The organism is Streptococcus sp. 3613 (assembly GCF_013277375.1).
GTDB lineage: Bacteria > Bacillota > Bacilli > Lactobacillales > Streptococcaceae > Streptococcus > Streptococcus pseudopneumoniae.
This window is the reverse complement of the sequence record NZ_VMMV01000059.1, coordinates 1-13,065: the sequence shown is the minus strand read 5'-3', so window position 1 is coordinate 13,065 and position 13,065 is coordinate 1. Positions and strand designations below refer to the sequence as shown.

At 33.1% G+C, this 13,065-nt stretch carries 13 protein-coding genes; 8 read left to right on the top strand and 5 right to left on the bottom strand.

The features are described from left to right. Positions 1–183: 183 nt before the first annotated feature. Genes HT708_RS07665 through HT708_RS07645 form a run of 6 tightly spaced genes read left to right on the top strand, consistent with a single transcriptional unit; the run spans position 184 to position 2,604 of the window. Positions 184–378, top strand: a complete 195-nt coding sequence (locus HT708_RS07665; protein ID WP_001082471.1) for a helix-turn-helix transcriptional regulator — start codon at positions 184–186, stop codon at positions 376–378. Positions 379–393: 15 nt separating this feature from the next. After that, on the top strand, positions 394–936 hold the full coding sequence (locus tag HT708_RS07660; RefSeq protein WP_000712339.1) for a DUF3278 domain-containing protein: 543 nt from the start codon (positions 394–396) through the stop codon (positions 934–936). 10 nt (positions 937–946) lie between these two features. Further along, positions 947–1,189, top strand: a complete 243-nt coding sequence (locus tag HT708_RS07655) for a hypothetical protein (protein WP_000711738.1) — start codon at positions 947–949, stop codon at positions 1,187–1,189. A 10-nt stretch (positions 1,190–1,199) separates the two neighbouring features. Then, positions 1,200–1,526, top strand: a complete 327-nt coding sequence (locus HT708_RS11895; RefSeq protein WP_050208529.1) for a hypothetical protein — start codon at positions 1,200–1,202, stop codon at positions 1,524–1,526. Positions 1,527–1,552: 26 nt separating this feature from the next. Further along, positions 1,553–2,131, top strand: a complete 579-nt coding sequence (locus HT708_RS07650; protein WP_001030849.1) for a DUF3278 domain-containing protein — start codon at positions 1,553–1,555, stop codon at positions 2,129–2,131. Beyond that, positions 2,128–2,604 carry a glutathione peroxidase gene (locus HT708_RS07645; protein WP_000203037.1) on the top strand — a complete coding sequence of 159 codons (477 nt, stop codon included), beginning with the start codon at positions 2,128–2,130 and terminating at the stop codon, positions 2,602–2,604. Before HT708_RS07650 ends, HT708_RS07645 begins: the two co-directional genes overlap by 4 nt. A 221-nt stretch (positions 2,605–2,825) precedes the next feature. On the opposite strand, the gene HT708_RS07640 is transcribed toward HT708_RS07645, so the two are convergent. The 5 genes from HT708_RS07640 to HT708_RS07620 form a co-directional block, all read right to left on the bottom strand. Then, the gene (locus HT708_RS07640) at positions 2,826–5,039 is read right to left on the bottom strand and encodes a TIM-barrel domain-containing protein (protein ID WP_054392948.1); all 2,214 of its coding nucleotides are present in this window, start codon (positions 5,037–5,039) and stop codon (positions 2,826–2,828) included. Further along, positions 5,036–5,680 carry a YesL family protein gene (locus tag HT708_RS07635; RefSeq protein ID WP_054392947.1) on the bottom strand — a complete coding sequence of 215 codons (645 nt, stop codon included), beginning with the start codon at positions 5,678–5,680 and terminating at the stop codon, positions 5,036–5,038. The genes HT708_RS07640 and HT708_RS07635 overlap by 4 nt, the downstream gene beginning before the upstream one ends. Before the next feature lie 203 nt (positions 5,681–5,883). Then, entirely contained in the window at positions 5,884–7,449 is a 1,566-nt protein-coding gene (locus HT708_RS07630; RefSeq protein WP_172926226.1) for an extracellular solute-binding protein, read from the bottom strand. A 9-nt stretch (positions 7,450–7,458) separates the two neighbouring features. Further along, the gene (locus tag HT708_RS07625) at positions 7,459–8,355 is read right to left on the bottom strand and encodes a carbohydrate ABC transporter permease (protein WP_054392946.1); all 897 of its coding nucleotides are present in this window, start codon (positions 8,353–8,355) and stop codon (positions 7,459–7,461) included. Between the two features lie 17 nt (positions 8,356–8,372). Next, a complete protein-coding gene (locus tag HT708_RS07620; RefSeq protein ID WP_054392945.1) occupies positions 8,373–9,290 on the bottom strand; it encodes an ABC transporter permease subunit in 918 nt (305 codons plus the stop codon). 202 nt (positions 9,291–9,492) lie between these two features. On the opposite strand from HT708_RS07620, the gene HT708_RS07615 reads away from it, so the two are divergent. Further along, positions 9,493–11,163 (top strand): histidine kinase, encoded by a 1,671-nt coding sequence (locus HT708_RS07615; protein ID WP_054392944.1) that lies wholly within the window; start codon positions 9,493–9,495, stop codon positions 11,161–11,163. Next, on the top strand, positions 11,144–12,682 hold the full coding sequence (locus HT708_RS07610) for a helix-turn-helix domain-containing protein (protein ID WP_054392943.1): 1,539 nt from the start codon (positions 11,144–11,146) through the stop codon (positions 12,680–12,682). The genes HT708_RS07615 and HT708_RS07610 overlap by 20 nt, the downstream gene beginning before the upstream one ends. The last annotated feature ends 383 nt before the right edge of the window (positions 12,683–13,065 follow it).

Here is a 13,065-nt window from a genome sequence, read left to right as displayed (position 1 = left end):
GTTGAACAACAAGTATAACTCAGAGGTGTTTTCTTATGCCTAGAAGAGCTTTCATTTTAATGTGATAATCGGACAAGGAGACTACTATTTCTTCAAAAAATATGTCAAAAATACTTGACACTTTATATTTAAAAGAATATAATATAGTCAAATATATACGACATAAATCAGAAAGGAGACCAGATGAATCGTGTGAAAGAATTTCGCAAGGAACTGGGCATTTCCCAGCTAGAACTAGCCAAGGATATCGGTGTCTCGAGACAGACCATCAATATGATTGAAAACGACAAGTACAATCCAACCTTGGAACTCTGTCTCAATCTCGCCCGCAGCCTCCAAACTGACCTCAACAGTCTCTTTTGGGAGGATAATTTTTAAAAAAGGAGCAAACTTATGAAAAAAGAAACCTTCACGGAAAAACTGATCAAACGCATTTATGGCATTTCAGGACCACTTGATGAACACAAACGACGTGAGGCTGATCGTATCGGCAATCAAGTCTTTATCATCCTCTTTTATCTGATGACATTTGGAAATCTCATCCCCTTTGTCCTCGCTTATAAATACCCACAAATTGTCGCTATCGGCTATCCTCTTGTGGTATTCGGCATTTCGATGATTTCTGCTCTCTATGTGCTCTCCCAAACCAAAAAAACAGGGATTACAGCTATTGATCCAGATATGCTGAGCGAGAAAGAAAGCAAGCAACTACACTACCCTGGTCTGAAAGCAGGTCTACTCTATGGATTAATGAGTTTTTTTACAACCCCTCTTCTCCATATACTGCTAGGTGAGAGTCAGGACTATCTTCAGTCACTTCTTGCTTTTAAAAATATTTTTTCTAGTATTCTCCAGTCTTTCTTCTTCGGAGTGATTATACAAATTATCATCTCCCGTCGCATTGCAAAAACTAAGAAAGATCAAGATGAGGATTAGGAGGAAACTCATGAAAAAAGAAAAGAAACAGTTACGTTATCCTGGTCTGAAAGCAGGTTCGATTTATGGAACAGTGATATTTTTTATAATTCCACTCATTGATACCCTAACAAGTGAAAATCCAAATTTTATCAGTTCTCTTCTAAATACAAAACATATTTTTAAAACTATACTGGGAGCTTTCTTTTTCGGAGTGATGATACATATTGTCGACTCACTTCGCATTGCAAAAGCTAAAAAAGACCAGGATTAAGAGGTGACTTATGAAATCACTAGTAACTTTACTTACCTATCATCTTTTGTTCAGTTCTCTGCTCATCTTCATCATCATTTCAGGGGACTTACCAATCAGAGAGATATTCCTCCTTCTAGTCTTTATTCCAGCCCTCAACAAAGGACTGACTTATCTAAAGATTGACTCCCCAAAAACGCGCATACTCAACTTAGCACTATGCTTTATGATTCTATCTTTGCCACAACTGATGCTCGTCTCAGGCAATTGGAAATATTATTTACTGCTGACTATCGCTAGCATTTCTTCTATCACTTATCTTTATTATCTCTATCAATTCGTAAAAGAAAGTCAGTAAAACTGCTCATTTAGGAGGTTATTAGCATGAACAAAGAAGACTTCACCACTCGCCTACTTCGAAATTTCTTTCATATCCAAGGGCCTTTTGATGAATGCCGTCAAGAGGTTATCTACAAGGCTTGCGCCCGTTCCATGATCCAAATCTTTTACTCTTCCTTCATTCTCTTCCTATTCTATATTTTGTTCGGAAGCTTTATCGAAATTGTTCGAAATGTTATACCCTACATCTATTTTGGACTCATTTTTTTCATTACCTTAAAAACTCAGAGAGCCGTCAAAGAACTCCAGCTGGAAAAAGATGACAAGTCAGAAATCATCCTCAAAACCTACAGCAAAGCCCAAATCAAATTCCGAAGTTGGATTGTGTTTATCGGTATTCAGATTGGCCTCTTTACCCTACTCATCTTTCATAAAGTATTCGTTCAGCAGATGTCCCTTTCAGATTTTGCGAAGTTGCTCATGCAATTCGATAAAAGTGTTCCTTTCCTGATGTATGGCCTGATTATCGGTAGTATTTTCGGAACCCTGACCTACGGATTTCTATCACTACAAGAGGAGAAAACTCCTAAAAATACCAAACAGAAGGAGAAAAGCAATCAATGACTTCACTATACGATTTTTCAGTCTTAAACCAAGACCATCAAGAAACCCCACTAGATGCCTATCGTGGAGAAGTTCTCTTGGTTGTCAACACTGCTACTGGATGTGGTTTAACGCCCCAGTACCAAGGACTTCAAGAACTCTATGATCGCTATCAAGAACAAGGTTTTGAGATTTTAGACTTCCCTTGCAATCAGTTTATGGGACAAGCACCAGGTAGCGCAGAGGAAATCAACGCCTTCTGTAGCCTACACTATCAAACCACTTTCCCACGTTTTGCCAAGATCAAGGTCAACGGTAAGGAGGCAGATCCCCTCTATGTTTGGTTGAAAGAACAAAAATCTGGCCCACTAGGAAAACGAATCGAATGGAATTTCTCTAAATTTCTCATCGGTCGTGATGGGCAGGTCTTTGAGCGCTTCTCTTCAAAAACAGACCCAAAACAAATTGAAGAGGCGATACAAAAATTACTATAATTCACAATCTCACTATGATTAGGTTTCTTTTAGCCTGATGAATAGTGAGATTTTTTGATTGGCTTTGACTTAAATAGAAAAACACCCCATGATATGAAACATGAAGTGTTGTAAAGTCTATGTTGTAGCTACTTATTTCACATTTTCAATGTGACCAATGATAACAAATACCATACCGAAGCTTCATATACACTAAACAAATAACTTTCTAATTATCTCAATTAGTTTTCGCTAGTAAATATTATTTCCAACAAACGCCCTCTCAATTCCTTATCCTGATGATGCAAGATATTCATTAAGTCATGAGAATTTTTGGCATTGATGAATTGATTTAACACTCTATCTTTTAATTCATATGGAAGAGAAGCCATTTTTAGTAGTCTAAAAACTTCATCATTTAGGGATGTCCTTTTATGATCTTTCCATTCAAATCTAGCTGTATCATTCTTATTTGGCAATTCAATTATAGGCACATTCGTTCCTTTAAAATGAATTCTATGCCTTCTATTACTTGGAACGATACTAGAATCTCCTTGTAATGTTAACTCTACCATCCCCATTTCCCAATCGATTGATAATCTTGTTTTATATCTTTGACCATTTTGATCTTCAAGCATTTCAAAAGAATGTTGTTTGCCTGGGAATACATACCAATCTACAACTTCAGGTAAATCAACACCCATATCTATCTCAGAACCAACCAAGGGAATGATTGCACCACTTTTTGCGAACACAGGTATCGTCGAAATGTCTCTATAAACACTCAACTTCACACCACCTGTATATTTTTTCTCTGAAAAGAAGTCATACCATTCACCTTCAGGGAACCATACATCTACTTTTGCAGATTGGAATGCCAAATCCATCTTTTCTACAATGGGAGCCACCATCAGTTCTGTTCCAAAAAAGTATTGATTTGGAACATTATAACTCTCATCATTCTCTGGGTAGAAATAATACATTGGGCTGATTAATGGGGCACCTTCCTCATGTGTCTTTACATTCATGGTATATAGATATGGAATCATCTGATGTCTCAAACGAAGGTATTTCTTCATAATCTTAGATGTTGTTTCTGAAAAAAACCAAGGTTCTTTACTATTGAAGGGACTTCTAGAACTATGTAATCGAGTGATCGGACTAAAAACACCAAACTGTAGCCATCTAGTTTGTAGCTCCCCGTCATAATCCCCCAGCATGTGCCCACCGATATCATGGCTCCACCAACTATAACCGATATTTGATGCTGTCGCTGTAAAATAAGGTTGAAATCTTAAGGAATTCCAACTAATAATAGTGTCCCCTGAAAAACCAACAGGGTAGCGGTGACTACCAGGACCTGCATACCTTGATAAAATCAAACCACCTTCTGCATTTTTACAACTATCCTGATAATGATAATGGTTTAAAAGCCATAGTGGATCCAATATGCCTTGAGTCCCTTGTTGCCAGTCAATCCACCAAAAATCTACTCCCTGCTTTTCTAGCTCATAATGAACATCTTTAAAGTAGGATTCCCTAAAAGATGGATTAAAAAAATCAAAAATAGCAGGTTCTTCTAGTTCTACATTTAACCCCAATCGTTTGGCGACTCGAGGATAAGCTTCTTCATAAGCCCGTATACCATCAGCAGGATGGACATTTAAGGAGAGTTTTAACTTTCTATCATGAAGTTGTTGCAATAACTGTTCTGGATTTGGTATTAAGTTTCTATTCCAACTATATCCTGTCCAGCCACTTCCAAAACGAGCTGGAATGTCAGTTATATGCCAATCCATATCTAACACACCGATAGATAATGGAATTTTCTCTGTTTCAAATCTATCTATTAAATCCAAGTATTCATCCGACGTATAAGGCCAATACCTACTCCACCAATTCCCTAAAGCATATCTTGGCAACAAGGGTGTTGAACCAGTCAAATGGTAAAAGTCTCTGATTGCTCCTCTATAATCATGCCCATAGGCAAAGAAATAGAGGTCAATTTGATTTTCTCTCTCAATATAACCAGACTGTTCATCCCAAATAAATCCTTGAGAATCCTCCAATAAGGCTATACCATTTCGGCTAATAATTCCATCTTCTAACGAGATTGCTCCATCTGCCTTATCCAGAGTCCGAGCTGTTCCTTTTAACGTTTCAATAGATTCACCAAAATACCAGCGACTACCATATACGGCAAAATTTCCTTTTAATTCTATAAATAAATTTTCGGCGTTAAATTCTCCTTTATTAAAGTGCAGATGAAAATAGTCCGTCATAATATCTAGTACGTTTGATGTCTCTATATAATTTAACGAAACTTGGCCAAAATCTCTATTATAGATAAGTTGTGTCGTTCTATCCTCAAAACTTCCAGTTTGAGAGTATTCTAACCTTACTAACTTGTCTGTTAATACAGAGATTCGATAAAACTCTCCCTTAAAAATTTTCAATTTGTTTTCCTCCTTTTAGTAAATTTCTTTACCTTATCAAACATTTTATTTGTTATCGTTACATTCATCAATCCGCAAAAAGCAAATCCTCCAAATGTAAATACGTAAATAGCTGTTAAAACTCGTTCTGGACTACTAAAACTCATATACAGTACAGAAATATTAAATAAAACCAACATGATAGCTTGTATTGGATTTAACATACAAATTAATACGCTATTTACAATACTATTTTTTAGATTATCTTTAAATAGACCAATATAGGGAAAAATAACACTCATCAAAAGTATTATAACAAATAAAAAGGGCAACACTAACAATAAACTATACTCTGAAAATAAACTTGAATAGCCCCAAAGACAATAGTTCACATATAAAAGTAATTCTATTAGGAGGATAAACAACCAAATAAAAGTTGACTGTTTAAAATTTTGTCTAAAGATCCGAAAATAATGATAAGCAATATCGGTATCTTTACCTTTTAAAATACGATACCACATTGTCGTAAGAGAAGTTAATGATGCCCCAATTGTAACTATTGGAATACAACTAACAATAAATAGAGTATTTAAAATAATTAAATCTGTCAAAAAAGTTAAAATTCTAACCACTTTTCCATCTAATGAAAATAATTTTTGCATAATATATTCTCCATAAAATCAATCGTCTTAACTCTATATTTTAGAATGTCAGTTGTACAAAATATTACCTAAATTATTTAAAAAACATTTCCAAATTTCTTTAAAAATTAGAATAAAGGAAGCGAGATAATTTGATGTTATCAGTCTCGCTTCCTGTAATTAGCTAGTCCCTTGTTTATACAACCAAGAGTTCATATAAAGTATTACTCTTTTACTTCTTTTTGGTAACGATTATATGCTTCCTGTTGAATCTTCATAAATTCGTCCAATCCCATATTCTTAAGAGTTTCTTTGTATGAGTCCCATTCTTTTTCTATGCCACCTTCAACTACCCATTTAGATGCTTGTTGTTTGACATAAGATTCAATACTAACATAGATTGATGATAATTTGTTAAGCTCTTCTTGTGAATAAATCACATTAGGGTAAGCTGGCAACGCAAATTGTTTCAAATCTTGGTCCATCTTCAATTTCAATCCATCACCTTGTGTTTGATCGATTTCTACGCGACTATTGATATCATCGCTTACGTATTTAGGACCAAAATCTCGAAGTGAATTAATCCATGCCCATTCATCAGCTGATTTACCATCTTTAGGAGGTAACACTTTAAACTTATCACCATTCTTTTCAGTAGCTATTCCAAATGATCCATAGAAATTCTGAATACTTGCTTCATCTGTATATAATTTATCCAACCATTTCAATAATTTAGCAGGGTTTTTACTCTTATTTGTAATCAAAATTTCATTGCGACCATAGTTATAATGATCTGGATCAGAAAAGACATATTGTTTTCCATCCATACCTTTTAAAGCAGGTAGGGCAATATACTCACTTGAATGTAAGCCAAACGTTGCATCTGCTGTCCAACCACTAGAAACACCTACTCTAGATACTCCCTTATCCATACGTTTCGCAACACTCATAGAGGTATCTTCTGTAAAGATTTCCGGATCAATCAAACCTTTTTTATAAGATTCGTGCATTGCTGCAATCCCTTGTTTATAACTTTCTTCTGTACGAAGGTAGACTGGTTTTCCATCTTTTACAGACATTTCATATGTATTATCTGCCCCTAAACGATTATTGAACGGAAGAATATATGAGAATGTTGGATCAAAGTTTCCTGCTCCGAATGGAATTTCATCAGAAGCGTCTCCATTTCCGTTCGCATCTTTATCCTTAAATTCTTGTAGTACTTTTACTAAATCATCATAAGTTTCTGGAACCTTTAATCCTAAATTATCCAGCCACTTTTTATTAATAAATAGCTGATTAGCTACCGTAGGGCGCATCGGTAATTTTTTAGGCAGGCTGTAGATATGACCATCTGGTGAAGTAATCATCGCTTTAATCTTAGGTTCTTTCTCCATAGCCTTAGTTAAATTAGGCATGTTTTCCTTGATTAAATCTTCCAATGGAATAAACAAAGATTGGTTCTGAGCAATTTCTGAATCTGTAAAAGCATTTGAACCTAAAAATGCATCTGGTAAATCTCCGCTAGCAACCAAAACAGATTTCTTATCTGCCCAATCTGCAGCTACAAGTGTATCCCATTTAACATCAATACCTGCTTCCTTGGCAGAATCTGTTAGAAAACCTTTATGATAATCTTCCCCCCAGTCAGACCAACGAACAGTTGTGATTTTATAAGAATCTTCTCCAGACTTATTGTCCTTATTCGCATTATTGGAATTTGCACAGGCTGTTAAGCCAGCAAGTGTAACCGTTCCTAAGAACAAATATGTAAATGATTTATTTTTCATGTTTTTCTCCTATTCTTTCAAGGCGCCAATCATTACACCTTGATTAAAATATTTTTGAACAAAGGGATATAGCAACATTATCGGAGCGGTTGAAATAACAATTGCTGCATATTTCATCATATCGGCTTTGATACGAAGATCTGATGCCACTTCTCCTGTTGCTTGCGATTGTAACATTTGATTACTAATTAGTAAACGTCGTAAAATTAATTGCAATGGCTGTAAATTTTCATTCGTTAAATAAATTAAAGCATTAAACCACGAATTCCAAATACCAACTGCAGTCCAAAGTCCAATAACTGCTATAATAGCTTTTGATAACGGAACAACTATTTTAATAAAATAACGAATTGTACCACAGCCATCAATTTGCGCAGCCTCCCACATCCCGTCTGGAATACTATTATTAAAGAAAGTTCTAGCAACAATAATATTGTATGATGAAACCGCAAAAGGTACTACCATTACCCAAAATGTATCAATCAAGCCTACATTCTTTACTGTTAAGTAGGTAGGAATCAAGCCACCTGATACAAACATAGGGATTATGTATAGAATACTCATCCACTTTCTACCAACTAATTCTTTTCGAGATAAAGCATAACCAGCTGGAATATTGACTACTAAAGCAACTAAGGTACCAACAACAGTATATAAAATGGTATTTAGATAGCTACGTAAAAATAAAGGTTGTTGAATAAGACGTAAATATCCATCTAATTTCCATTCTCTAGGAATAAACCATACCTTTCCATTTGCAACATCTGAAGGATTACTAAAAGATGCAATCACTACAAACCATAACGGATAAACAATTAACAAGATAAGGAAAATTGCTAAACCATAGGTAACTATATCAAATAATAATTCAGAGTTTGTTTTTCTTGATTTATGAAACCATCTCACTTTAAGCACTCCTTCCTTTAAAAAAGACCCGTTCTAGTATATCTTTTTGAGAACCAGTTAACAGATAACAAAATTATTAGATTGACTACGGTGTTAAATAACCCTATAGCTGTCGAATAACTATACTGAAAATTCACCATACCAACTTTATAAACATAGGTCGAAATTATCTCACTTCCTGCTAAATTAAGTGGATTCTGTAGTAGTAACACTTTCTCAAAACCTACACTTAATAAACTACCTGCTCTTAATATTAATAAAATCATAGCAGTCGGCAAAAGCAATGGTAATTCTATATGCCGAATTTTTTGTAACCTAGAGGCACCATCCATAGTTGCAGCCTCATAATATGTAGGATCAATTGCAGAAAGCGCCGCCAGATAAATAATACTATCCCAACCAATATGTTGCCATACATCACTCCAAACATAAACACCTGCAAAATGACTAGGTTTTGATAAAAAATCTGGAATAGTGATTCCAACAGACTTAAATACATTCGCTAACAAACCACTAGTAGGAGATAAAAATAAGATGATCATCCCACACATAACCATTGTAGAGATAAAATGAGGTAAGTAAGTTGTCACTTGAAATATTTTTCTAAATTTCCCAACTCTTAACTGATTACTAATGATAGCTAGTATAATAGGTAAGGGGAATCCTACTACAATACTATAAAGTGAAATTTTTAATGTATTGAACATAGTTGTCCCGAATTGGAATGATGAGAAAAATTGAGTAAAGTACTTAAATCCTACCCACTGACTAGCAAAGATACCATTGGCTGGTGCATAGTCTTTAAATGCAATAATTAGTCCCAACATGGGAATATAGGAAAATAAAATTAATAGCAATATTGAAGGAAAAAGTAATATATATAACGGAATACTATGCTTTAATTTTATTTTATGAAGTTGAGATGCTACTTTCATGTTTTTCCTCCCATCTGATTTTCTACGATTATTTTACACCATATAGAATTCCCTTAATAGAACTTTTTGGACTAGGTTTATCAATTTTTCAGTTTTTTAATTTTAAAAACTATTACTTTTCCGACATCTTGATAAAACATATCTGTTTTGTTACATGATATCGTATTTTCAAAGTGCTATAATTTTAAGAGGAGAATAGTATATGAAATTAAATCACGACTTATCAAAAAAACATTCCATTCATTTTTTCTTTAAACTCCTACTTGTACTACTATTGATAAATATTTTAATCAATATTGCTATGAGTAACATCACCAGAAATTTTATTAAAAATCAAAATATAGTACACCTACGTAGTTCAATTGAAATTTATGCTGACTCTGTTAATGAGAAATTGCATTCTGTAGAACGCTTTATGTACTCAACAATAACACATAATGAATCTTTAGAGAACTTAAATCATGTACAAACGTTTCTTGAATATCAAGAAAATCTTAAAAAAGTTCAAACTAGCTTTACAGAGTTTGAATATCAAAATGAAACTCATATGACATTCTTATTAGAAACTGATAGTACTGATCATTTTATAAATGTCTCCAATCTCTATATTCCATATGAAGATTATTTACTGTTAAAAATAAATCTAAAATCATTGCGTAGTGATATAAGTGACCGTAAATGGAAAAATATAACTACTAAAAACAGCGAATACTTAGTTAAATCTGTTCATTACGAAGGAAAAATCATTTATGCCGTCATATCTTCAGAAGATATCCTAAAACCTCTAAGAAAACTTAATATTGGAAATAATGGTAAACTTTCTCTAAAAGAGCCTAACAATATACCCTCCGAAAACTACCTGATTCATGCTCAAAATGAAAAAACGCATTTACCTTTCGATATTTATGTTTTAGTCGATTATGCCGAAGTCTTTAGAAATATCACACTCTTAGAAGTATTTTTATCAGCTGTTCCTATCATTATCACCATTTTATCAATCATCATTATCCTGTATATTCGTCAATGGATGATTAAACCAATAACAAGACTCACTGAACGACTCTCTCAACTCGGAGACTCCATCCCCCCTTCTGAATTTTTTATATCTGAAGGTATACTAGAAATTGATAAGGCAAATGATAAACTTAATAAAGTAATATTTGATATGCAAGAATTAAAAATACGGGAATACCATTCACAACTAGAACTTAAGAAGATAGAACTTAATTATCTTAAGAACCAAATTCGTCCGCATTTCTACTTAAATATGTTATCAATGATTCATAGTATGCTTCAAACAAAAAACTACAAGGAAATTGAAGAATTAACTATCCTAACTTCAAATTATCTCCGTCATTTATTTATGGCTAATCAAGATTTTTCAGAACTTAAAGATGAAGTTCAGCATATTAAAGATTATTTAGAAATACAACGAATTCGATATGGAAATAGCATCTACTTTTCACTAAACTACAATGATGACCTACAAGATACTCTTGTTCCATCGTTACTGTTACAAACGTTTATTGAAAACACAATCAAACACGGTTTTTCATTTCAGGATTTATTTACAATTTTACTATCAATAAAAAAAGTAAAAACTGAGAACTCAGATTATATTCAGATTTGTATCGAGGATAATGGTCCAGGTTTCTCTGAAGAAATTTTATCAAAACTAAATCAGAAACAGTCTCTAATAACAGAAGATGGACATCATATCGGGATCACAAACACCATCGAACGTTTAAATCTTCTCTATCCTAATGACTATAGTATTGCATTTGAAAATAATGAAGAAGGTGGGGCTAAAATTCTTTTACTTATTCCATACAAGATTATAGACGGAGGTTATAATGAACATCTTATTAGTTGATGACGATCGTTTTATCATTGAAGCTTTACGAGAGAAAATAAATTGGGCTAAACTACACATTGACACTGTTTATGTTGCCTATAGCCTCACTCAAGCTCAAAATATTATTAGAGAGAATCCTATTGATCTCATGATAAGCGATATAGAAATGCCTCAAGGTAGTGGCCTCGAACTCTTATCGTGGATTAGAAATGAAAAATATGATATAAAAACAATTTTTTTAACCAATTACGCCGACTTCAACTATGCTCAAAAAGCAATTGAATTGCAAAGCTTCGAATACTATCTAAAACCCATTAACTTCGAAAAATTAGAATTTATTATTCAAAAAGCCATTAGTAAAATTGAGAATCATAACTTAAACGGAAAAAATGATGCACTTTTACAAATAGAAGATAACTTCTGGTATGATTACCTTAGAAAACCTCAAATTTCTCGCATTGATGAGCTAGAAAATATAGCAAGCAAACAAGATTTTATTCTTCAAAAACACCAGTATTTTTTTCTTGCAGTTTTAACAATCAATCTTAATGAAGAAGATTATTCTGCAGAAACTCCATCATGGACTTCTCAACTAAAAAGAGAACTTCAAAGAATTTCACAACCTTCTTATAAGCTGATAAGTCTATTCAAGATGGAAAGCCAGGTTGATCAATATGTTTGTCTCTTTAGAGTAGACTCATCCAAACGTAGTGACAAATTGGCATATGAGATTCATTCTCAAATTTCTAATAACTTTAGTAAATACTCCAACATTATATATAAGAGTTGCCATAAAATATCCGATATTTTATTTCATACCAAAGAACTCTACACTTATAATGAACAATATGTTTCTTATTGGAATACTATTACATGTGTTCCACATAGTTTTCCAACTTCCTTTAAAACAGAAACTCTTTCAATTACTTTTTTAGATACCCTAAGTGAATACGAATTAAGAGAAAAAATCAATTCACTTGCTTATAATTCTCAAATTCCTACTTTCACACTACAGCAAATTTTACTAGATTGGACTCAACAAATAGGAATATATCTAGATCAAAATGGAATCTCGGCACATAAATTATTCCAAAACAGCACTCATGATTTCTTATTCCAACGACGCTTTCATTCAATTGAATCTTTTCAGGATTACTTTGATTATTACTGGTCGCATGCTAAGAAATTTGCAACAAACATTGAAAACCAGAAAAATAGTATTCAACGCATTGTCGAATACATAGATCATCACTACTATGAAGATATAAATCGTTCTATATTAGCAGATATGGTTTATCTCAGCGCAGATCATTTAGCTAGAATTTTTAAAAAAGAAACTGGAGAAACTCTTGTTAAATATATAACGGATAAGCGCATTAATGCTGCTAAATCTCTCCTATCTCAAACAAATATTTCGATATCACAAGTATCTTGTCAAGTAGGGTATGATAATTATTCTTACTTTACTAAAATTTTTAAACAAAGGACTGGACTTTCTCCTGGAGATTACCGTAAAACTTATCAAAACAAAATGTAAGCAATCTAAATCATTGAAATGATAAGTAAAATTCAAGGTCTGTAGTAATTTTTGAAATTCTACAGTTTTTCCAAAGATAGCTCCATAAACTTATTTAAAATTGTTGATAAGGTAACTTCTTAAAAAGTCAGTTTGAAAAAAACAGCCAGTAAATATTTCATAAGATAAAACGTATACTATCAAGCTTTTACTCCTGATAGTATGCGCTTTTTATTTGAATACTTGCTACAAAACCTCACAAGATTTACTATTATGACATACAAAAATGGACTGTTTTTTAATTGCAGAAAAACACTATTTCTAAATACTTAGAAATAACCAAGCGAATTAAATATTATTTCTAAATATTTGAAAATAATTACTGTTTGTATTATACTATCTTT